Origin of the sequence: Vibrio sp. E14, from assembly GCF_020515785.1 — a bacterium.
Classification (GTDB): Bacteria; Pseudomonadota; Gammaproteobacteria; order Enterobacterales; family Vibrionaceae; genus Vibrio; species Vibrio diabolicus.
In genome coordinates this window covers 59,974-82,146 of sequence record NZ_JAHPJI010000012.1, presented here as the reverse complement: position 1 = coordinate 82,146, position 22,173 = coordinate 59,974, and the positions used below count along the sequence as shown (strand labels likewise).

18 protein-coding genes are annotated in these 22,173 nt (G+C 46.6%); 8 read left to right on the top strand and 10 right to left on the bottom strand.

All coding sequences use genetic code 11. The features are described from left to right. Positions 1-336: 336 nt before the first annotated feature. Genes hemG through LIX84_RS21420 form a run of 3 tightly spaced genes read right to left on the bottom strand, consistent with a single transcriptional unit; the run spans position 337 to position 3,001 of the window. A complete protein-coding gene (gene hemG, locus LIX84_RS21430) occupies positions 337-864 on the bottom strand; it encodes a menaquinone-dependent protoporphyrinogen IX dehydrogenase (protein WP_047010266.1) in 528 nt (175 codons plus the stop codon). A 9-nt stretch (positions 865-873) separates the two neighbouring features. After that, on the bottom strand, positions 874-2,331 hold the full coding sequence (locus LIX84_RS21425) for a TrkH family potassium uptake protein (RefSeq protein ID WP_226422138.1): 1,458 nt from the start codon (positions 2,329-2,331) through the stop codon (positions 874-876). A 46-nt stretch (positions 2,332-2,377) separates the two neighbouring features. Then, a complete protein-coding gene (locus tag LIX84_RS21420; protein ID WP_074190073.1) occupies positions 2,378-3,001 on the bottom strand; it encodes a YigZ family protein in 624 nt (207 codons plus the stop codon). Between the two features lie 261 nt (positions 3,002-3,262). Between LIX84_RS21420 and fadB the strand changes: the two genes are divergently transcribed. The 3 genes from fadB (at position 3,263) to acuI (ending at position 7,886) form a co-directional block, all read left to right on the top strand. After that, a complete protein-coding gene (gene fadB, locus LIX84_RS21415) occupies positions 3,263-5,434 on the top strand; it encodes a fatty acid oxidation complex subunit alpha FadB (RefSeq protein WP_226422137.1) in 2,172 nt (723 codons plus the stop codon). A gap of 14 nt (positions 5,435-5,448) precedes the next feature. Continuing rightward, positions 5,449-6,624, top strand: a complete 1,176-nt coding sequence (gene fadA / locus LIX84_RS21410; protein WP_104971102.1) for an acetyl-CoA C-acyltransferase FadA — start codon at positions 5,449-5,451, stop codon at positions 6,622-6,624. 281 nt (positions 6,625-6,905) lie between these two features. Further along, complete coding sequence (gene acuI, locus LIX84_RS21405; RefSeq protein WP_104971101.1) at positions 6,906-7,886, top strand: acrylyl-CoA reductase (NADPH); 981 nt, start codon at positions 6,906-6,908, stop codon at positions 7,884-7,886. A gap of 51 nt (positions 7,887-7,937) precedes the next feature. Here acuI and LIX84_RS21400 read toward each other — a convergent pair whose 3' ends face one another. Both LIX84_RS21400 and LIX84_RS21395 read right to left on the bottom strand, forming a co-directional pair. Continuing rightward, the gene (locus LIX84_RS21400; protein ID WP_005378881.1) at positions 7,938-8,882 is read right to left on the bottom strand and encodes a LysR family transcriptional regulator; all 945 of its coding nucleotides are present in this window, start codon (positions 8,880-8,882) and stop codon (positions 7,938-7,940) included. Between the two features lie 166 nt (positions 8,883-9,048). Next, complete coding sequence (locus LIX84_RS21395) at positions 9,049-9,231, bottom strand: hypothetical protein (protein ID WP_005394131.1); 183 nt, start codon at positions 9,229-9,231, stop codon at positions 9,049-9,051. A 133-nt stretch (positions 9,232-9,364) separates the two neighbouring features. Between LIX84_RS21395 and tusA the strand changes: the two genes are divergently transcribed. Further along, positions 9,365-9,613 carry a sulfurtransferase TusA gene (gene tusA, locus LIX84_RS21390; RefSeq protein WP_005394130.1) on the top strand — a complete coding sequence of 83 codons (249 nt, stop codon included), beginning with the start codon at positions 9,365-9,367 and terminating at the stop codon, positions 9,611-9,613. Between the two features lie 42 nt (positions 9,614-9,655). On the opposite strand, the gene LIX84_RS21385 is transcribed toward tusA, so the two are convergent. Further along, a complete protein-coding gene (locus LIX84_RS21385) occupies positions 9,656-9,916 on the bottom strand; it encodes a hypothetical protein (RefSeq protein WP_031780377.1) in 261 nt (86 codons plus the stop codon). A gap of 206 nt (positions 9,917-10,122) precedes the next feature. Continuing rightward, on the bottom strand, positions 10,123-10,677 hold the full coding sequence (locus tag LIX84_RS21380) for a TMEM165/GDT1 family protein (RefSeq protein WP_226422136.1): 555 nt from the start codon (positions 10,675-10,677) through the stop codon (positions 10,123-10,125). A gap of 484 nt (positions 10,678-11,161) precedes the next feature. Between LIX84_RS21380 and glyQ the strand changes: the two genes are divergently transcribed. From glyQ to LIX84_RS21360, 4 genes are all read left to right on the top strand, one after another. Further along, positions 11,162-12,079, top strand: a complete 918-nt coding sequence (glyQ, locus tag LIX84_RS21375; protein WP_048625586.1) for a glycine--tRNA ligase subunit alpha — start codon at positions 11,162-11,164, stop codon at positions 12,077-12,079. A gap of 12 nt (positions 12,080-12,091) precedes the next feature. After that, positions 12,092-14,158, top strand: a complete 2,067-nt coding sequence (gene glyS, locus LIX84_RS21370) for a glycine--tRNA ligase subunit beta (RefSeq protein WP_226422135.1) — start codon at positions 12,092-12,094, stop codon at positions 14,156-14,158. A gap of 218 nt (positions 14,159-14,376) precedes the next feature. After that, positions 14,377-16,461: an alpha-amylase gene (locus LIX84_RS21365; RefSeq protein WP_226422134.1), complete on the top strand. Its 2,085-nt coding sequence runs from the start codon at positions 14,377-14,379 to the stop codon at positions 16,459-16,461. 221 nt (positions 16,462-16,682) lie between these two features. Next, the gene (locus LIX84_RS21360) at positions 16,683-17,936 is read left to right on the top strand and encodes a valine--pyruvate transaminase (protein WP_226422133.1); all 1,254 of its coding nucleotides are present in this window, start codon (positions 16,683-16,685) and stop codon (positions 17,934-17,936) included. 85 nt (positions 17,937-18,021) lie between these two features. Here the strand turns inward: LIX84_RS21360 and LIX84_RS21355 are convergent, their stop codons facing one another. From LIX84_RS21355 to gyrB, 3 genes are all read right to left on the bottom strand, one after another. Next, complete coding sequence (locus LIX84_RS21355) at positions 18,022-18,459, bottom strand: Hsp20 family protein (protein WP_005458680.1); 438 nt, start codon at positions 18,457-18,459, stop codon at positions 18,022-18,024. A gap of 532 nt (positions 18,460-18,991) precedes the next feature. Then, the gene (locus tag LIX84_RS21350) at positions 18,992-19,408 is read right to left on the bottom strand and encodes a GreA/GreB family elongation factor (protein WP_226422132.1); all 417 of its coding nucleotides are present in this window, start codon (positions 19,406-19,408) and stop codon (positions 18,992-18,994) included. 346 nt (positions 19,409-19,754) lie between these two features. Next, positions 19,755-22,172 (bottom strand): DNA topoisomerase (ATP-hydrolyzing) subunit B, encoded by a 2,418-nt coding sequence (gyrB, locus tag LIX84_RS21345; RefSeq protein WP_005394109.1) that lies wholly within the window; start codon positions 22,170-22,172, stop codon positions 19,755-19,757. Between the last annotated feature and the right edge of the window lies 1 nt (position 22,173).

The following is a 22,173-nucleotide window of genomic DNA, read 5'->3' as shown; positions in this document are numbered from 1 at the left end:
AGTATCTAATTGGATTATCATCAACGAGTGCCCACACAGATTGATAGGTCTATATTGTTAAAGAGCTTTCCTGTTGAGCTTTGCTCAAAACAGGACGGCCATTTTAGCGAGTTAAAGTTTAGTGTCAATCACTTTTTTCAAACTTTCTTCAAGCGTTTCCGCTTGGCTAATTTGGCTTGCTAACTTGGCTTTCGTTTCTTTCGAAGCGTTGTCGTGTCAGCGAGGTGGCATTATAGAGATTGCGATCACATTGGCAAGCCCTTTTTCTCGTTTTTTTTGATTTTTTTATCGTTCGGATAAATTTGCATCAAAAGCGGTCAAAAGAGCACGTTATTTCTACAGTTCTCTGAATTTATCTGCGAAAAGAGCCACTTTTTCCCAATTGGTGTATTCCACTTCTTTGGTCGTATCGGTTTCGCCACCTGTCATCGACATAATGAACCTAATCATAGTTCTGTCGAACCAGCCGTAACGTGGGTAATAAAGTGCACCAGCAAAAACACCGATTAGCGTTGGTCTCCAAGGCGACTTAATTAGGAACTTGCGAATGTAGGCACTACCTTCAGGTGTATCCTTTCCTTGGTCCTCTTTACGAGCGGTTAGGTTTACGCAGAAAAATGCCACTTTATTTTGCTCCAATTGATTGAGGTTTCGCTCAATAAACTGGTATAGCTTTTTATTAAGATGGCCATAGCGAATAGAGGCGCCTATCAACACTCTGTCGTATTGGCTGAAGTCAATCGTCTCGACATTATGTAAATCCACCAGCTCACAATCGAAGTCTGGAAGTTGTTCATCTATATAGTGAAGAATTTTTTTAGTCTGCCCTTCGCGGGAAGAGTATAGAAATAATGCTTTTGCCACGATTTCCCCTTAGCTACGCCAAAACGTCGGCGTAAGTAGAATAAGTAAGGTAAAGATTTCCAAACGACCAAACAGCATAGAAACTATCAATACCCATTTTGCTTTGTCGTTAACATCACCAAAGTGAAGCGCCACTTCTCCCAAGCCAGGACCGAGGTTGTTCAGAGTCGCAGCCACCGCAGAGAATGCACTGAGCTCGTCCATCCCTGTAGCAATCAAGCCCAACATACAAACCACAAATACCAATGCGTACGCGGAGAAGAAACCCCAAACCGCATCGACAACACGTTGCGGTAGGGCACTGCCACCTACTTTGATGGTGTAAACCGCGCGTGGATGGACTAAACGTTTTAGTTCACGCGCACCTTGTAAGGTAAGAAGCAGGATACGGATCACTTTCATGCCGCCGCCTGTTGAACCAGCACAACCACCGATAAAAGAGGAGAACAATAGCAGTACAGGTAAGAAGAGCGGCCAATCCGCAAAACCTGTCGTCGTAAAGCCCGCAGTTGTCGAAATTGACACGGTTTGGAAAAGTGCCTGATCGAAAGCATCGTATGTCGATGTGTAAGAGTGATGTTTCAGTAATAATAGAAAGCAAATGACAAATAGCAGCACTTGAATAAACAAGAAGGCGCGAAACTCAGGATCTTTCCAGTAATACTTGGGATGTACGCCACATGATGCAAATGCAGCAAAGTGCAGCGTGTAGTTACATGCAGATATAAGCAGAAAAACCACCGTAATCAGGTTAATCGCGTAACTATCAAAGTATCCGATGCTGGCATCGTGGGTAGAAAAGCCACCAATGGCAATGGTGGAAAAGCTGTGACTGATGGCGTCAAATGGCGTCATACCAGCTAACCAAAAAGCCGATGCACAGGCGATAGTCAGGCTCAAATAGATGTACCAAAGCGCCTTAGCAGTTTCTGCTATGCGCGGCGTCACTTTAGTGTCCTTGACTGGACCAGGGATCTCGGCGCGGTAAAGCTGCATACCACCAATGCCAAGTACTGGCAAAATCGCCACAGCTAATACGATGATTCCCATACCTCCGAACCACTGCAGTAACTGTCGATAGAATAGAATCGCTTTAGGTAACTCATCCAAACCAACAATAACGGTCGCCCCGGTCGTAGTGAGAGCAGAAAACGATTCAAAAAACGCATCTGTGACTGAGACGTTCGGGTTGTCAGCAATGAGAAAGGGGATCGAGCCTGCACTGCCAAGTACTGTCCAGAATAAGACGACAATAAGAAAGCCATCTCGAGCTTTAAGCTCGTGCTTATACCTGCGGTTTGGGTACCAACAAACGGCCCCACAAAACAGCAGAACAAAAAATGTCGTGACAAAAGGCACACCTGCACCATCTCGATAGATCAGCGCAACGAGTGCTGGCGCAAGCATAGTGACACTAAAGAGTGCGAGCAGTAGCCCGACGATTCGAATAATTGAACGAAATTGCATGGATAAATTGACTAGCGAAGCTGTCCCTGTTGCTTCCTGTTTTTCATTATTGTCCGTCTAGCGGAGTGACAATTGCCTTTGCCCCGCTTTTATTGATGATTGCTTGGGTAAACGCGCTCACTTCTCGAAGCTCAATTTCCACCACTAATACGACCTGATCGCTGTATTCAGCCTCGACTTCTATCGCACCAAATTGCGGCATGATTGACTGTGCGATCGGCATAAACCCATAGTCTAACGTTAGTCTGAGCTTTGTGGTTATTTTTTTCTCAATAGTTTGAAGCAGCTTGAGCGCTTGTTGTACTCCACCCCCATACGCTTTAACCAAGCCGCCTGTACCTAACTTGATTCCACCAGAGTATCGCGTGACCACTGCCGTGATCTCCCCCACACCAGATCCAGACAGCTGCGCCAGGATCGGTTTGCCTGCAGTTCCGGATGGCTCCCCATCATCACTAAAACCCCATTTCATTGAATCTTCCGGGCGACCAGCAACAAAGCCCCAACAGTTATGTCTAGCATCAGCGTGTTTAGCTTTGATTTGATCAACAAATGCTTTTGCAGCTTCGATACTTGGCGTGTGCGCCAAATAAGTAATGAATACGCTCTTTTTAATTTCTTCTTCAAATTGAGCGAGCTCTGCTGGAATCAGATAAGGCTTGTCATTCATAGGATTATGGATTCAGGTCTATTTGCCTGAAGTCTATCACGAGTGTGATTTACCCGTCGCATAAGATCTGCCACAGCGCACAATGTTAAACACTTGTTTAAAAAATGTATTGAAATTAGACAATCCACGATCCAAACTAACTTTACTGGTCAAACCAGAACAAAAATAAAACGACTTCCTCGATACCTATTTGCCGAGGTACACGGCGTCGTTGAAATAGGTATACAGACAATCCACGATTGTATGTCATGGAGATAGACAATGATTTACCAAGCCGAAACCCTACAGGTAAAGGAAATACAAGATGGTATTGCAGAGCTAAGCTTCTGCTCTCCAAAATCCGTCAACAAACTCGACCTAGCGACATTGGAATCGCTAGATAAAGCTCTTGATGCGCTCATTGCCCATCAAGGCCTCAAGGGGTTGTTGCTCACCTCAGATAAAGACGCATTCATTGTAGGCGCAGACATTACCGAGTTTTTAGGTCTGTTTGCTAAAACGGATGCCGAGCTCGACCAATGGCTGCAATTTGCTAATAGCATCTTTAACAAATTAGAAGACTTACCCGTTCCGACCATCTCAGTGATCAAAGGCCACGCTCTTGGTGGCGGTTGTGAATGTGTACTAGCAACAGACATGCGTATTGGTGACAAAACCACCAGCATCGGCCTACCAGAAACGAAACTGGGAATCATGCCAGGCTTTGGTGGCTGTGTACGCTTACCTCGCGTTATTGGCGCAGACAGCGCAATGGAAATCATCACCCAAGGCAAAGCATGCCGAGCTGATGAAGCATTGAAAATTGGCTTACTCGATGCTGTTGTAGAGACTGATGCTTTATACGAATCAGCACTACAAACTCTTAACTCTGCAATTAACGAGAAACTTGACTGGCAAGCACGCCGAGCACAGAAAACATCTCCGCTAACGCTGAGTAAGCTTGAATCAATGATGAGCTTCACCATGGCGAAGGGTCTGGTGGCACAAAAAGCAGGTCCTCATTACCCTGCCCCAATGACAGCCGTTATCACGATTGAAGAAGGTGCTCGCTTTGCACGTAATGAAGCGTTAGACATTGAACGTAAGCACTTCGTGAAATTGGCTAAATCGGAAGAAGCAAAATCACTGGTTGGCCTATTCCTTAACGATCAATACATCAAAGGCATTGCGAAAAAAGCAGCGAAGTCAGCAAGTAAAGACACGCAACGTGCAGCCGTATTAGGTGCAGGTATCATGGGTGGCGGCATTGCTTACCAATCAGCGCTAAAAGGTGTGCCTGTCTTAATGAAAGACATCGCGCAAGCGTCGCTCGACCTAGGCATGACTGAAGCATCTAAGCTGCTGAATAAACGCTTATCTCGCGGTCGCATTGATGGCTTTAAGATGGCGGGTATTTTAGCGTCAATCACACCGAGCCTACATTACGCAGGTATTGAGAACTCTGATGTGATTGTTGAAGCTGTCGTTGAAAACCCGAAAGTAAAAGCAACCGTTTTGAGTGAAGTTGAATCCCATGTCGGTGACGACACCGTTATCACCTCAAACACCTCGACGATTCCAATCAACCTATTGGCAAAATCACTAAAACGCCCAGAAAACTTCTGTGGTATGCACTTCTTCAACCCAGTGCATCGTATGCCTCTTGTTGAGATCATCCGTGGTGAGCACACCTCTGATGAAACCATCAATCGTGTTGTGGCGTATGCTGCGAAAATGGGCAAATCACCAATTGTCGTTAATGACTGCCCAGGGTTCTTCGTTAACCGCGTATTGTTCCCATACTTTGGCGGCTTCAGCATGCTACTTCGTGATGGTGCTGACTTTACGAAAATCGACAAAGTCATGGAGCGTAAGTTTGGCTGGCCGATGGGACCGGCGTACTTGCTTGATGTAGTCGGCATTGATACCGCGCACCACGCACAAGCTGTGATGGCAGAGGGTTTCCCTGAGCGTATGGGTAAACAAGGTCGTGATGCGATTGATGCACTATTCGAAGCAGACAAATATGGTCAGAAAAATGGTAATGGCTTCTACAGCTACACCATAGATAAAAAAGGTAAGCCGAAGAAAACCTTCTCAGAAGCGATCTTACCAGTACTTGCTGACGTTTGTGCCGATAAGCATGACTTTGACGATGAGACCATCATTCAACGTATGATGATTCCAATGATCAACGAAGTGGTGCTGTGCCTTCAAGAAGGCATCATCGCTACTCCGCAGGAAGCAGACATGGCATTGGTTTATGGTCTTGGTTTCCCTCCATTCCGCGGTGGCGTATTCCGCTACCTAGACAGCGTGGGTATTGCTGAATACGTTGAAATGGCAAAACAACACGCCGAGCTAGGTGCGATGTACCAAGTACCGCAAATGCTGATTGATATGGCGGCGAAAGGTGAAAGCTTTTACGGTGCACAACAGCAAGGTTCTATCTAAGGAGGGATTCTAAAATGACTAATCAAACAAGAAATGTTGTCGTAGTCGATTGTCTACGTACTCCAATGGGTCGCTCTAAAGGTGGTGCTTTCCGTCATACACGAGCAGAAGATCTATCTGCGCGTCTAATGAAAGGCATTCTTGCACGTAACCCACAAGTGAACCCAAGCGAGATTGAAGACATCTACTGGGGTTGTGTACAGCAAACACTAGAGCAAGGCTTTAACGTTGCACGTAATGCCGCGCTACTCGCGGGCCTGCCGATTGAAATTGGCGCTGTGACGGTTAACCGTTTGTGTGGCTCATCCATGCAAGCGCTGCATGACGGTACACGTGCGATCATGACTGGCGATGCTGAAATCTGCCTAATTGGTGGCGTTGAGCACATGGGGCATGTGCCGATGAACCACGGGGTAGACTTTCACCCTGGTATGTCAAAGAACGTAGCAAAAGCTGCGGGCATGATGGGCTTAACGGCTGAAATGCTTGGTAAATTACATGGCATTAGCCGTGAGCAACAAGACGAGTTTGCCGCGCGCTCTCACGCTCGTGCGCACGCAGCAACCGTAGAGGGTCGCTTTAAAAACGAAATCCTACCAATTGAAGGCCATACGGCTGACGGTACACTGTTTACTCTCGACTATGATGAAGTGATTCGTCCAGAGACAACAGTTGAAGGTCTGTCTCAGCTTCGTCCTGTGTTTGACCCAGCAAACGGCACAGTAACAGCCGGTACATCATCAGCGCTGTCTGATGGCGCATCAGCGATGCTGATCATGAGCGAAGAGAAAGCCAATGAGCTTGGCTTGAAAATTCGCGCACGTATTAAGGGCATGGCGATCGCAGGTTGCGATCCATCCATCATGGGTTACGGCCCTGTACCTGCGACGCAAAAAGCGCTCAAGCGTGCTGGTCTTTCAATTGAAGACATGGATGTGGTTGAGCTAAATGAAGCATTTGCAGCGCAATCTCTGCCATGTGCTAAAGACTTAGGTCTGCTTGATGTGATGGATGAGAAGGTCAACCTTAACGGTGGTGCGATAGCATTGGGTCATCCACTAGGCTGTTCTGGTTCACGCATCTCAACAACGTTGATCAACCTAATGGAAGCGAAAGACGCGAAATACGGTCTGGCCACCATGTGTATCGGTTTGGGTCAGGGTATAGCGACCGTATTTGAGAGGCCTTAACGCTTGGAGTGAAGTAGGCTCAAAACGACGATGGTCGTAGTGATCTACTCAACAACCAGCATGAAATGAATAAATACTAAAATAATTTAGTATTACACTTAAGGGCGACATCAGATGTCGCCCTTTGTTTTACGCCAAACACAGTAAATATGCATACAAAGCATACATGAAATGAGTAACTTTCATTTTATTCATAGATAGAGAAGACATAGACTTATAGACAGTTAATATCTTGCTGTATGTGGCAACTGAGTCACGCTAACGCAATTTCGGAGAACCTTATGTTTAATGCTCTAGTTCTAAACCAAGAAGACAAACGCACTATCGCTAGTATCGAGCAAATCGATGAAACACAACTGCCGGAAGGCGACGTTCTGGTTGAAGTCGATTACTCATCGTTGAATTACAAAGATGGTTTGGCGATCACAGGTAAAGGTAAAATCATCCGTAACTTCCCGATGGTACCTGGCATTGATCTAGCGGGTACGGTTGTAAGTTCTGAAGATTCGCGTTACCAAGCTGGTGACAAAGTGGTCTTAACTGGCTGGGGCGTGGGTGAAAACCATTGGGGTGGCATGGCTCAACGTGCTCGTCTAAAAGCGGATTGGCTCGTGCCACTACCAAAAGGTCTAGACAGCAAAAAAGCAATGATGGTTGGTACTGCTGGCTTCACTGGTATGCTATGTGTTCAAGCACTGCTTGATGCAGGCATCAAACCTGAAGCTGGTGAAATCCTAGTAACGGGCGCAAGTGGCGGCGTAGGCTCGGTAGCAGTAACGCTCCTAGCGCAGCTTGGCTACAAAGTTGCAGCAGTGACAGGACGTGTAGAGAAAAACGGTCCGCTACTTGAAAAACTAGGTGCTAGCCGCATCATTGACCGTACTGAATTTGAAGAACCAGCACGTCCACTTGAAAAGCAAATATGGGCAGGTGCGGTAGATACCGTCGGCAGCAAAGTACTAGCAAAAGTATTGGCGCAAATGGATTACAACAGTGCAGTCGCCGCTTGTGGTCTTGCAGGTGGTTTTGATCTACCAACTACAGTGATGCCGTTCATCCTACGTAACGTTCGTCTACAAGGTGTGGACTCAGTAATGTGTCCAACAGAGAAACGCATCGCAGCATGGGAAAAACTGGTTGAACTACTACCAGACAGCTATTTCGAGCAAGCATGTACTGAAGTAGAACTAGCAGAAGCACCAAAATACGCAGAAGACATCACCAACGGTCAAGTAACAGGTCGTGTGGTTATCAAGCTATAAACACTGACTCAGCGTAAACAAACGAAGAGCCGGCATTGCTGGCTCTTTTTGTTAGCAGTTTAGTCCCATATCTTCGATACGCTTAGCTATTAGACGGCTACATTCTTCACGCACAATCGTTCTTAACCATTCTTGAGCAGGAGAATGCTCGCAACGCGCATGCCAAATCATCGAATACTCAAATGGAGTAAATTGGAATGGTAATGGTTTCACCACCAAGTCATAACGCTCGGCAACCAGATACGCCAAGTCCGCTGGCACTGTGATGATAATTGGCAAGGTATCCATGATCGCCAATGCGGCTTCTAAATGATAAGCCCGCAGAACCATTTTACGCTTAGGTTTCTCCATCAAAGCTTGTTCGATCAGTGCCTTAACACCATCACTGATGGCGATCATGGCATGTGGATGACTCAGATAATCATCCAAGCTCATTTCTTTATCCGCTAATGGATGCTGTTTTGAAAGCATACACAGCACCCCCACTCGCCCCAACACTTCACTGCGTAGCGGCTCCACCGGACCTGTCGGGCGACAAATCGCTAAGTCTGCACCTTCATAAGTGAGCTGATCTGATAAACGGTCGTGTTGCAGTGGTAAGAAGTTAAAAGACACGTTTGGCGCTTCTTGGTAAATTCTCGGCAAAGCAAACGGCAGAATGGTTTGCATGGCATAGTCGGTGGTCACGATGTTAAAAGTCTGTACGCATTGCAATGGGTCAAACTCAACCGGAGATAACAACTGACGTAAAGACTCTAATGGCTCGCCTAATGAGCGATCGATCTCTAACGCTTTCTGAGTTGGGATCAAATGCTGCCCCTGACGAGTAAACAGCGGGTCTCCCAATAAGTCACGCAGACGACCAAGCACACGACTCATTGCCGATTGACTCAAATTCAGACGTGTTGCCGCCTTACTGACACTGTTTTCTTCTATCAGTACTCGCAACGCAACCAGTAAATTTAAATCTCGGCGATAGATGTCTTCCAGTTCCACGAATTAGCCACTTATTTTGTATGTGTTTGGGTAAATTGTACTCTTCAGGCAAAAAAAATCCCGCCTTTCAGCGGGGAAGCCCAAGAAAAATGGGGATAGTGTCGGAATGAAGTGTCGGTAAAAATAGGTGAGCGTTATTAAAGTATTCTGATCGAAGCAAAAAGCGCTAATTTTCTTGCTCAGATGCACCTGACCATTTGCGCATCTCGATCCAAATCCCAATAATAGTGGCAACCATGCCTACAAGAGGCATCAAAGAGGTGTCAGCTGGCGTTCTGAGTACCAAAGCACAAAACGAGATAAAACAAAGTACGGAGTAAATCGTAAGTCTGTCTAACGCTGTTAACATTGCCTCTCCCTTGCTAGTTGTTACCAAATTGTTAATTTAAGGTAAAACAAAAAATTCCGTTTGCCAAGTGGTTATTGAATATTTTTTCAACGAACGTAGAATTCACCGCTAAGTTAGTTACGAGAATCACACTATGAGCTTTAATCCTGAACTGGCAACAAAGACATTAGAGGCGGAAGGACTGCGCTGCCCAGAGCCAGTGATGATGGTCAGGAAGACAATTCGCAACATGCAAGATGGTGAGATTTTGCTGGTCAAAGCAGATGACCCATCCACGACTCGAGACATTCCGAGTTTCTGCCGTTTTATGGATCACCAATTAATTGCGGCACAAACGGAGCAAGTTCCGTATCAGTACCTGATCAAGAAAGGATTGGAATAATCTGGTCGAATTAAAAACGGCAGCCGATTGGCTGCCGTTTGTTTATTCATCGTATTCGAGTGTGCGAACTTCTGATTGGAGCTTGTTGAGTTGTTTTTTCATTGCCCGCATCTCTTCATGCATAGGAATGATGTGGGCTACGCGAATCCACGCCTCTACTGTTAATCCAGTAAGAACGAACGATCCTGCCACAATCGGCAACCACATATCAGTCAGTACCATCGCTAACAAGCACAGCGCCAAACCAAAGGTGAATAAATAACTCTGACTCTTTGGGGTCATCCCCATGTAACGTGTAAGCATAAACTTGCCCTCTCGCTATCATTCACACCATTAAACTACCATGACAAGTATGACACTAATATGTCATCCGTCACGCTACGGAGCGATTTTAAGTCAGAGTTTGAGCTACGCCACTAATTCGCTAGTTATTGATTATTTGCATCATTTTAACGATTGTTCGCGGATAACATTTTCCATTTTCAGGCTGCGTTATCCGCCTAAAAACATTAAAAGAAGGCCGCACCAATCGCCAACAACACGAACAAAGTAGCGGTGACTTTACGAATCAAACCCAGGGGCATCTTGTCTGCTGAAAGCTTACCAATTAACACCACAGGCACGTTTGCCAACAGCATACCAATGGTCGTGCCAAGTATGACCCAACTCAGCGCATCCGGGTACTGTGCGCCTAGGATAGAAGTAGCGATCTGAGTTTTATCGCCAATCTCAGCCACAAAGAAAGCAATAAAGCTGGCAATGAAAGGACCTCGGTTTGAAATCTGTTCGTCTTCATCCAACTTATCAGGAATCAACACCCAAGCCGCCATCGCGACAAAACTGACCACCAGCACCCACTTTAAAATATCAGGTGATAAATAGTCAGCGACAACCACACCTAACCATGCAGCCAAAGCGTGGTTGGCAATGGTTGCCAAAAAGATTGCTGCAATAATTGGGATTGGTTTGCGGTAACGACTTGCGAGTAATAGAGATAGCAATTGGGTCTTATCGCCAATTTCTGCTAACGCTACAGTAGTAATTGAAATAGCTAAAACGCTCACGACATGCTCATTGGGGCAGGGATTATTATTTTTAACCGAAGACAAACCTCACGCCCCTACCCCGGTTCGTGATGATTTGTCTAAGGTCTTGCTAAACTTGAAAGGCTTCAAGTCTCGAACGCCATGGTGATTTTGCACCAATTATGTTGACGGACGAACCAGATGAAACAGAAACTTCATCAGGTAAGCTACTCCCCAAAGACAGGCGCAATTCTAGCCACCTTTGTTGCGCTTCTCAAGAGCCAAAGCAGGCAAAAACTCCCTTTTAAGAAAAATACAGTAGATAACGCGGTAAAAATTCATTAAAGGAGAAAATCGCCCACGAATTAATCAAGATTAGCTCTACTCCCATGCTCAATATCTGGTTATACTAGATTGTTAATTTATTCAACCGTAATTACTCTTTATCGCCGTTGTTAGAGTTGAAAAACTCGGCATAGATGACGAATTAACGAGTAACAAGAGAATCGCGCGAACCTGACTTATGCAAAAATACGATATCAAAACCTTCCAGGGAATGATCCTCGCGCTGCAGGATTATTGGGCTCAAAATGGTTGTACCATTGTTCAACCGCTAGATATGGAAGTGGGTGCGGGTACCTCTCACCCAATGACCTGTCTACGAGCGCTTGGCCCAGAGCCAATGTCGACAGCTTACGTACAACCTTCACGTCGTCCTACTGATGGCCGTTACGGTGAAAACCCTAACCGTCTTCAGCACTACTACCAATTCCAAGTAGCGCTAAAACCATCGCCTGACAATATTCAAGAGTTGTACCTTGGCTCCCTTGAAGTTCTTGGTATTGACCCTCTTGTACACGACATCCGTTTCGTAGAAGACAACTGGGAAAACCCAACACTAGGCGCATGGGGTCTAGGCTGGGAAGTTTGGCTAAACGGCATGGAAGTGACTCAGTTTACGTACTTCCAACAAGTTGGCGGCCTTGAGTGTAAACCAGTCACTGGTGAGATCACTTACGGTATCGAGCGTCTAGCAATGTACATCCAAGAAGTAGACTCTGTTTACGACCTAGTTTGGAACATCGCGCCAGACGGCAGCAAGGTGACTTACGGTGATATCTTCCACCAAAACGAAGTAGAGCAATCGACTTACAACTTCGAGCACGCAGACGTTGAATTCCTATTTGGTTTCTTCGAACAGTGTGAGAAAGAGTGTAAAGAGTTGCTTGAGCTTGAAAAGCCACTGCCATTACCTGCTTACGAGCGCATCCTAAAAGCAGGTCACGCATTCAACCTACTAGACGCGCGTAAAGCGATCTCAGTAACTGAACGTCAGCGTTACATCCTGCGCATTCGCGATCTGACTAAGTCAGTAGCAGAAGCATACTACGCATCGCGTGAAGCTCTTGGCTTCCCAATGTGTAAGAAAGAACAAGCGTAAGGGGTAGAGAACATGGCAAAAGAATTTCTAATCGAGCTAGGTACAGAAGAGCTACCACCAACGCAACTTCGTACGCTAGCTGAAGCATTCGCAGCAAACTTCGAAGCAGAACTAAAAGGCGCTGAGCTAGCTCACGAAGGCGTAAAATGGTTTGCGGCTCCTCGTCGTCTTGCACTTAAAGTCGCGGCACTAGCAGAAAGCCAATCAGACAAAATCGTTGAAAAACGTGGCCCTGCGGTTTCTGCAGCGTTTGACGCGGAAGGCAACCCAACCAAAGCGGCTCAAGGCTGGGCACGCGGTTGTGGTATTTCTGTTGACCAAGCAGAGCGCATGGTTACAGACAAAGGCGAATGGCTACTGTTCAAACAAGAAGTGAAAGGTCAGCCAACGTCTGAGATCGTCGTTGAACTTGCAGCGAAAGCACTAGCAAACCTACCTATCGCAAAACCAATGCGCTGGGGTAACAAAACAACTCAGTTCATCCGTCCAGTTAAGACGCTAACCATGCTAATGGGCAGCGACCTAATCGAAGGCGAGATCCTTGGTGTTGCTTCTGACCGCACTATCCGTGGTCACCGCTTCATGGGTGAGCAAGAGTTTACTATCGATTCTGCTGAGCAATACCCTGCGATCCTAGAAGAGCGCGGTAAAGTAATGGCAGATTACGAAGCGCGTAAAGCAATCATCCTAGCTGACGCACAAAAAGCGGCAGCAGCAGTTGGCGGTATCGCTGACCTAGAAGATGACCTAGTAGAAGAAGTAACGTCTCTGGTTGAATGGCCAGTGGTACTAACAGCGAAGTTTGAAGAAGAGTTCCTAAAAGTACCTTCTGAAGCATTGGTTTACACCATGAAAGGTGACCAAAAATACTTCCCTGTTTACGACGAAAACAAGAAGCTACTACCTAACTTCATCTTCGTATCGAACATCGAATCAAAAGAGCCTCGTTACGTAATCGAAGGTAACGAGAAAGTGGTTCGTCCTCGTCTTGCTGACGCAGAGTTCTTCTTCAACACAGACCGTAAGCGTCCGCTTATCGACCGTCTGCCTGAACTAGAGCAAGCGATCTTCCAAAAGCAACTGGGTACGATCAAAGACAAAACAGACCGCATCACAGAACTTGCTGGCTACATTGCAGAGCAAATCGGTGCTGACGTTGAGAAATCAAAGCGTGCTGGTCTACTAGCAAAATGTGACCTAATGACCTCAATGGTATTCGAATTCACGGATACTCAAGGCGTTATGGGTATGCACTACGCTCGCCACGACGGTGAAGCAGAAGAAGTTGCAGTAGCACTGAATGAGCAATACATGCCTCGTTTCGCAGGTGATGAACTGCCATCAAACGGTGTTTCAACTGCAGTTGCAATGGCAGACAAGCTAGACACTATCGTAGGTATCTTCGGTATTGGTCAAGCGCCTAAAGGCAGCGACCCATTCGCACTACGCCGCGCATCTCTAGGTGTACTACGTATCATCGTTGAATACGGCTACAACCTAGATCTTGTTGACCTAGTAGCGAAAGCGAAGTCACTGTTTGGCGACCGCCTAACCAACGACAACGTTGAACAAGACGTTATCGAGTTCATGCTTGGTCGTTTCCGTGCTTGGTACCAAGACGAAGGCTTCAGCGTAGACATCATTCAAGCGGTTCTAGCGCGTCGCCCGACTAAACCAGCAGACTTCGACCAACGAGTTAAAGCGGTTTCTCACTTCCGTGAACTGGAAGCGGCAGAGTCTCTAGCAGCAGCGAACAAACGTGTTGGTAACATCCTAGCGAAATTCGACGGCGAACTAGCAGAAGAAATTGACCTAGCATTGCTACAAGAAGACGCAGAGAAAGCACTAGCAGAAAGCGTTGAAGTCATGACTGAAGCACTAGAGCCTGCATTTGCGACCGGTAACTACCAAGAAGCCCTAAGCAAGCTAGCAGATCTGCGTGAGCCAGTGGATGCGTTCTTCGATAACGTAATGGTAATGGCAGACGACGAAGCACTTAAGAAGAACCGTCTGACATTGCTGAACAACCTGCGTAACCTGTTCTTACAGGTCGCAGATATCTCTGTCCTTCAAAAGTAATTCATTACTGATTCAGAAGTGATTAAGAGATAAGTAAAGGGAAGCGTCGGCTTCCCTTTTTTGTTGTCTTTAAACGGAGATAATCGGTTCTTATTATTCATTTTGTGAACAAGGCAAAAATTTGTAGGGTGAGACACGTTTAACTTGTTGGTGCAGAGCTCGGATTGTAGAGGCTCAGTTTTGCTATAACTGGACTGTTTATTCGGGGGAAGGACACAATGAAAAAAACAATTCTCGCACTCTCTATTGGACTATTGAGCGCCTGCAGCCAGATTCCAGAAAATGCTATCGTACTGAGCGTTGGAGACGATACTGCCGTCTTCGAACCAAACTCTAACGGCTTACTTGTCGCCGAGCAAAAACTCGAAAAAGGCAGCTATACCTTTACCATTGCCGACAGTAACCAAACCTGCGGCAGCAGCTTTGCTCTAGCAGAAGAAGATCGCATCAAATTCAATCGTCCATTAAAAATGGATAATTGCGCCACTGATGCACAAATGCCACTGCGCATCTTCAAAGCCAATACCTATCAATTTACGCTCAATCCAACCACCAACGAGCTAACTGTTAGGCTCAAACCCAAACAGAACCAAGACATTACCTACTCTTGCCCTGTCGCAACCGATACGCCAAAAACCATCAACGTTGCTCAAACCTTTAATGATGGCACAGTCGTTCGTGATGCCTTAACCGGACAAGAAGCCACAGTCACCAATGGCAGCGTCACCATGCAGCCGGGTCCTATGAGCCAAGGTCTATTGCTGCTAGAAGAAGTTGAACAGCAAGCCGATAAACCGTTCAGCTGGGATAACGCGACGGTGTACTTCGTCATGACCGACCGCTTCTACAATGGCAACCCAGACAACGACAACAGCTACGGTCGCAGCAAAGACGGAAAATATGAGATTGGTATCTTCCACGGTGGTGACTTAGCGGGTCTAACGAAAAAACTCGATTACATCGAATCACTTGGTGTGAATGCTATCTGGATAACCTCACCACTGGAACAAATCCACGGCTGGGTTGGCGGCGGCGATAAAGGCGACTTTAAGCACTACGGCTACCACGGTTACTACCATCAAGATTGGACCAAGCTTGATGCCAACATGGGGACCGAAGATGAACTCAGAACCTTCGTCGATACCGCCCACAAGAAAGGCATCCGCGTGATTTGGGATGTAGTCATGAACCACACAGGTTATGCGACATTAGCAGACATGCAGGAATTCGGCTTTGGTCAGCTTTACCTAGATGACCAAGAAGCCAAAGAAGTCCTTGGTGAAAAATGGACCGACTGGCAGCCAAAATCAGGACAAAGCTGGCACAGCTTCAACGACTACATCAAATACGGTGATAGCGAAGCGTGGGATAAATGGTGGGGCAAGGATTGGATCCGCACCGACATTGGTGACTACGATGCTCCGGGCTACAACGACATCACCATGTCTTTGAACTACCTACCGGATCTCAAAACCGAATCGACCCAGAAAACCGGATTACCAAACTTCTTCCGCAATAAAGACACCAATGCGCAAGATGAGCTGCAAACCCCGCGTGAACACCTCATTACCTGGTTATCCGATTGGGTGCGCGACTACGGCATTGATGGCTTCCGCGTTGACACGGCCAAACACGTTGAAATGGAAGCGTGGGCAGAGCTGAAAGCCAGCACCACTAAAGCGCTTGCCCAGTGGAAGCAAAACAACCCAGACAAAGCCTTGGATGACCTACCTTTCTGGATGACAGGTGAAGTGTGGGCACACAGCGTGGTGAAGAGCCCGTATTTCGATAACGGCTTCGATTCCATCATCAACTTCGAGTTCCAATCTGATGTGGCACCAAAAGCGCTGAAATGTTTCGCTCAACTCGATAGCGATTATCGCCGCTACGCAGAACGTATTAACTCCGATCCTGAGTTCAACGTGTTGAGTTACCTTTCTTCGCACGATACTCAGCTGTTTTGGTCGGCACGCAGCCGCAGCTTCGATGACCAAGCACGCGCTGCAAATGCACTGATGCTGGCTCCTGGTGCAATACAGATCTATTACGGCGATGAGATTGCTCGTGATTTTGGTATTACCGGTTCCGACCCTACTCAAGGTACTCGCTCTGATATGCCATGGGATAAGATTCATGGCGAACGTGAAGACTTGCTGCAACATTGGCAAAAACTCGGCGAGTTCCGTCAACGCCACCCAGCGGTTGCGCAAGGCAAACACATCACTCGCAATCAAGAAGGGTATTACGCGTTCGAGCGCCAATACCACGACGACAAAGTGCTGATCGTCTACACTGGCGAATAGCCGATTCACTCCACCAGCAAGGGAAGCATTTCGCTTCCCTTTTTTATTCACTGCTCATATCCCCATCATCTGGTCTGATGACAAACTTTTTTCTTCTTCGAGTAAATTCACACTTTGCGTCGTAATAACATTAGGGTAAGGTCAAGTATTACTCTATAAGCTGATGTTTCATCAGCATTCAATACACATAAGCAATCACAATGAATTAGGTATCAGTCAGCATGCAGTTCTCAAAGTTTGGTGAAAAATTTAATCAGTATTCAGGTATCACGCAGTTAATGGACGATTTGAATGATGGTCTACGCACACCAGGTGCCATCATGCTCGGTGGAGGTAACCCAGCCGCCATTCCTGCCATGCTCGATTACTTTCACCAAGCCAGTGAGGAAATGCTCGCCAGTGGGGAGCTCGTCGCCGCCCTCGCCAACTACGATGGTCCGCAGGGTAAAGACACGTTCGTCAAAGCGCTAGCTCAGTTATTCAGTGAAACTTACGGCTGGGATATTTCCGAAAAGAACATCAGCCTAACTAACGGCAGCCAAAGTGGCTTCTTCTACTTGTTCAACTTACTCGCAGGTAAACAGCCAGACGGTTTGCACAAGAAAGTGCTACTGCCTATCGCGCCTGAGTACATCGGTTATGGCGACGCGGGCATTGATGAAGACATCTTTGTCTCATACCACCCAGAAATCGAACTGTTAGATAACGGTCTGTTTAAATACCACGTCGATTTTGAGCAGCTAACCGTCGACGACTCTGTTGCGGCAATCTGCGCGTCTCGCCCAACTAACCCAACGGGTAATGTACTGACAGACGAAGAAGTACGTAAGCTGGACAAGCTAGCACGTGAGAACAACATTCCGCTGATCATCGATAACGCCTACGGCTTGCCGTTCCCGAACATCATTTTTGAAGATGTCGAACCGTTCTGGAATGAAAACACCATCCTGTGCATGAGCTTATCTAAACTTGGCTTGCCGGGCGTGCGTTGTGGGATTGTGATTGCGAGTGAAGAAATCACTCAAGCATTAACCAATATGAATGGCATCATCAGCCTAGCGCCGGGCAGTGTGGGTCCAGCGCTGGCAAACCATATAATTGGCAAAGGCGATCTGCTTAAACTGAGTTCAGAGGTGATTAAGCCGTTCTACAAGCAGAAGTCGCAACGTGCGGTTGAACTACTCCAAGAAGCGATTACCGATGAGCGCTTCCGTATCCACAAGCCGGAAGGCGCTATCTTCTTGTGGTTATGGTTTGATGAACTGCCAATCACAACAATGGAACTGTACCAACGCTTGAAAGCGCGTGGGGTATTGATAGTCCCGGGTGAATACTTCTTTATTGGCCAGCAAGACGAATGGGACCACGCTCATCAGTGCTTACGCATGAACTACGTTCAAGACGATGAGATGATGCAGAAAGGGATTGCGATTATCGCGGAAGAAGTGGAAAAGGCTTACCAGCAAGGTCTGTAATACGAAGCAATCGCTTCGGCTACTCCAATTAAAAAGAGCGCCAACTGGCGCTCTTTCTCACTCTATAGGGCAAATAACTTGCTGATTAGTTGCTTTCTAGCAGGTTGTTGCCACCGATAGCAATTTTACGTGGTTGCATTGCTTCTGGAATTTCACGAACCAAGTCAATGTGTAATAGGCCGTTTTCCATTGAAGCGCCAGTCACTTTTACATAATCCGCTAGCTGGAATTTACGTTCAAAGTCGCGCTCTGCAATGCCTTGGTACACGTAGTTTTTGCCTTCTTCTGCTTTGCGTTCGCCCTTCACAATCAACATGTTTTCGTTTTGAGTCAGATCGAGTTGGTCTTCAGAGAAGCCAGCAACTGCCATAGTAATACGGTAGTTATGCTCGTCTTTTTGCTCAATGTTGTACGGAGGGTAACCGCCAGAAGTATTTTTCGCTGTATTCGCTTCCATCAGGTTTAGCAGACGATCAAAGCCAATTGCATTACGGTATAGTGGTGAGAAATCTACGTTACGCATAAATCTATCCTCTTAATTAAGCAATAGTCTTAGCTCAGATGACCTTCATCTCACAGGCGTGTTTATGCAAAAACCAACGCAGAGCTAAGAGATTCTTATCATTCCGCAGGCCATCATTTGGCTCGGAGACATGATAGGAAATCTAAAGGTTTAAGTTGTGTGCTAAAACGCCATATCCTCTTTTGAGCGATCTCGTTTTAGCGATTCCAGAGGGCTGTCTTCTAGTCTCTAGCAAGCCAGTCATCCTCTTCACAACTAGATATAAGGTCGTCAAAAATGACTTTCAAGGGAAAAAATAAAAAATTTTAAGTGCGCTCGCTATCTCCCCAGAAAGGTCAGTTTACCCTCGCTTTGCAATCGGTATTAAAAAGCCCACCTTTCTGGTGGGCTCAATCTGCACTCTACTTGCGGGAAGATTTACGCGCTTTTACAACGCCCTTTTCTGCCGCCTTTTCCTGTTTTAACTTACGCTTTTCTTTCAGACTCAACTGTGGTTGTTTCTTGTCTTTCTTACTCATGACTTCACCTCTATTTATTGACACAACAGACAGCCACACAGCATTCTCTGCGCTGGTGGCTGCGATTGATGAACAATTTCAGTAATCACAAAGCAGCGTCGCTGATTAAAAATTTCCACTTCGAGCGCATCATTTTTAGCTCGACCTAACAATCGAGCCCCCAAATAAGAATCGACCGCTAGCATACCTGTCATCGGTTGCCCCTTGCGCGAGCTGACTAACGTCATGCGATATTGATAGGCGCGTTCAACATCCACTAAGCGAACCGTGTCCCCAACCGCAATACGAGCTCGGTTACGGCAATGGGCCTGTTGCTCGCAGGTTTCAAATAGCGATAACAACCTTAGTGGTGATTGATAGGTTAAAAAGCGACTGGTTAACCACCAAGTTCGCAGCGCCAAACAGTACGCCGAGAACCAGCGTTCAAACATGATTATTTCCTTCTTAATGCCTTGTCTTACAAATAAATTCAGTGCATTGAACCGGAAGTGCATCACCTCCGGCTTAGTTCAGGAAAGTCATCACCATTTTCTCAACCTCCTTATTCATCAGCTCTTCAGCACTATAGCGAGCAGAAAAAAGAAAGCAAAAGCGCCCAAGCGAACAAAATGGCGAGAAAAAAAGAAAACAGAAATAAAATGGCAAGCTTGATCAGGTTATTGGCAATTAGCACCAGAAAAACCAAAGTCTTGGCAGAAAGTGGCGATTTTCATTGGTGGTTAAAACAAAAAAAAGCAGCGATTTCTCGCTGCTTTTTTCTATTAAGATAAGTTGTCGTTACACGTCTAAGTTCGCTACTTTCAGCGCGTTTTCTTCGATGAAGTTACGACGAGGTTCTACTTGGTCACCCATCAGTGTTGTGAACAATTGGTCTGCGCCTACCGCATCCTCAATCGTTACTTGCATCATGCGACGCGTTTCTGGGTCCATAGTCGTTTCCCACAGCTGATCTGGGTTCATCTCACCTAGACCTTTGTAACGCTGACGGCTCAGACCACGCATTGACTCTTTAACCAACCAATCAAGCGCTTCTGCAAAGCTTGCTACTGGCATCGTACGCTCACCACGTTTGATGTACGCACCTTCTTCCAGAAGCCCATCCAGTGCTTCTGATAGATCAGCCAATTTGCCGTACTCTTTCGAGTTTAGGAAATCGATGCTAATTGCATGTTCGTGCGTCACGCCGTGAGTACGAACCACGATCTTAGGCAAGTTTAAGCCTAGTTCTTCGTGCTGCTCAACTTCGTAGCTGTATTGGCTCGCGCCCACTTCTTTCGCATTCAGCTGCTCAATAAGCTGCTTCGTCCACGCTTCAACAACTGATGCGTCATGGCATTGCTCAGGCGTTAGACGAGGAGTGTAGATCAACTCGTTTACCAAAGCACTTGGGTAACGACGGCTCATACGTTCCGCTAGTTTAATACCCGCATTGTACTGTTGAACAAGCTTCTCTAGTGCTTCACCTGCCAATGCTGGTGCTTCTGCGTTTACGTGTAGCGATGCATTATCCAGAGCCAATGATACTTGGTATTGGTTCATCGCTTCTTCGTCTTTGATGTACTGCTCTTGTTTCCCTTTTTTCACTTTGTAAAGTGGTGGCTGAGCGATGTACACGTAACCACGCTCGATAAGCTCTGGCATTTGGCGGTAGAAGAAGGTCAATAGTAGCGTACGGATGTGCGAACCATCGACATCGGCATCGGTCATGATGATGATGTTGTGGTAACGCAGCTTGTCCGGGTTGTACTCGTCACGACCGATACCACAACCTAGTGCGGTGATCAGTGTTGCTACTTCTTGCGAAGATAGCATCTTGTCGAAACGTGCTTTTTCTACGTTAAGAATCTTACCTTTTAGCGGTAGGATTGCTTGGTTCTTACGATTACGGCCTTGTTTTGCGGAGCCGCCTGCCGAATCACCCTCCACTATGTATAGTTCAGAGAGTGCCGGATCTTTTTCCTGACAGTCTGCAAGTTTACCTGGAAGGCCAGCTAGGTCTAGTGCACCTTTACGGCGCGTCATTTCACGAGCTTTACGCGCTGCTTCACGAGCACGTGCTGCATCGATGATTTTCGAACAAACCATCTTCGCTTCTGTCGGGTTCTCAATCAGGAACTCAGACAGTTTTTCACCCATTGCAGACTCAACAGCTGATTTCACTTCAGAAGAAACCAGTTTGTCTTTTGTTTGGCTTGAGAACTTAGGATCTGGTACTTTCACCGAAACAACCGCAGTTAGACCTTCACGCGCATCGTCGCCTGAAGTCGCTGTTTTCGCTTTCTTCGAGAAACCTTCTTTATCCATAAAGCTGTTCAATGTACGTGTTAGCGCAGCACGGAAACCAGCAAGGTGAGTACCACCATCACGCTGTGGGATATTGTTGGTAAAGCAGAAGATATTCTCTTGGAAACCATCGTTCCATTGCATCGCCACTTCAACTGAAATGCCGTCTTCACGCTCAGAGTTAAAGTGGAAGATTTTTTCGATGATTGGCGTTTTGTTGGTGTTTAGGTGATCAACGAACGCTTGAATACCACCTTCATACATGAAGTGATCATGTTTGTCCGCTTCACGTTCATCAACCAATTTGATCGACACACCAGAGTTCAGGAATGACAGTTCACGCAGGCGTTTCGCCAGAATGTCATAGTGAAACTCAGTGTTAGAGAACGTCTCGGCACTTGGCCAGAAACGAATTTGTGTACCGGTTTTATCCGTATCACCCACAACGGCTAGTGGCGCTTGAGGCTCACCATGGCGGTAGGTTTGCGTATGGATATGGCCACCACGATGAATCGTCAGCTCAACTTTCTCAGATAGAGCGTTTACCACTGAAACACCTACCCCGTGAAGACCACCCGATACTTTGTATGAGTTATCGTCGAACTTACCACCCGCGTGAAGTACCGTCATGATTACTTCTGCTGCAGAGACATTTTCCTCTGAGTGGATTTCTGTTGGAATGCCACGACCATCATCGCTAACGGAAACCGAGTTATCCTCATGAATTGTCACAACGATGTCTTTACAGTGACCTGCCAACGCTTCATCAATTGAGTTATCCACCACCTCGAAAACCATGTGGTGAAGGCCGGTGCCGTCGTCCGTATCGCCGATGTACATTCCTGGACGCTTACGTACCGCATCCAGACCCTTCAGTACCTTAATACTCGATGAATCGTAATTTTCAGACATG

Bases quoted from the DNA above. Each gene is read 5' to 3' on its own strand.
- LIX84_RS21385 (WP_031780377.1), bottom strand. From the start codon at position 9,916: ATGCTTACACGTTACATGGGGATGACCCCAAAGAGTCAGAGTTATTTA.
- LIX84_RS21360 (WP_226422133.1), top strand. From the start codon at position 16,683: ATGCAGTTCTCAAAGTTTGGTGAAAAATTTAATCAGTATTCAGGTATC.
- glyS (WP_226422135.1), top strand. From the start codon at position 12,092: ATGGCAAAAGAATTTCTAATCGAGCTAGGTACAGAAGAGCTACCACCA.
- LIX84_RS21420 (WP_074190073.1), bottom strand. From the start codon at position 3,001: ATGAATGACAAGCCTTATCTGATTCCAGCAGAGCTCGCTCAATTTGAA.
- LIX84_RS21355 (WP_005458680.1), bottom strand. From the start codon at position 18,459: ATGCGTAACGTAGATTTCTCACCACTATACCGTAATGCAATTGGCTTT.
- LIX84_RS21395 (WP_005394131.1), bottom strand. From the start codon at position 9,231: ATGTTAACAGCGTTAGACAGACTTACGATTTACTCCGTACTTTGTTTT.
- glyQ (WP_048625586.1), top strand. From the start codon at position 11,162: ATGCAAAAATACGATATCAAAACCTTCCAGGGAATGATCCTCGCGCTG.
- LIX84_RS21365 (WP_226422134.1), top strand. From the start codon at position 14,377: ATGAAAAAAACAATTCTCGCACTCTCTATTGGACTATTGAGCGCCTGC.
- tusA (WP_005394130.1), top strand. From the start codon at position 9,365: ATGAGCTTTAATCCTGAACTGGCAACAAAGACATTAGAGGCGGAAGGA.
- LIX84_RS21350 (WP_226422132.1), bottom strand. From the start codon at position 19,408: ATGTTTGAACGCTGGTTCTCGGCGTACTGTTTGGCGCTGCGAACTTGG.
- fadA (WP_104971102.1), top strand. From the start codon at position 5,449: ATGACTAATCAAACAAGAAATGTTGTCGTAGTCGATTGTCTACGTACT.
- gyrB (WP_005394109.1), bottom strand. From the start codon at position 22,172: ATGTCTGAAAATTACGATTCATCGAGTATTAAGGTACTGAAGGGTCTG.
- LIX84_RS21425 (WP_226422138.1), bottom strand. From the start codon at position 2,331: ATGCAATTTCGTTCAATTATTCGAATCGTCGGGCTACTGCTCGCACTC.
- acuI (WP_104971101.1), top strand. From the start codon at position 6,906: ATGTTTAATGCTCTAGTTCTAAACCAAGAAGACAAACGCACTATCGCT.
- fadB (WP_226422137.1), top strand. From the start codon at position 3,263: ATGATTTACCAAGCCGAAACCCTACAGGTAAAGGAAATACAAGATGGT.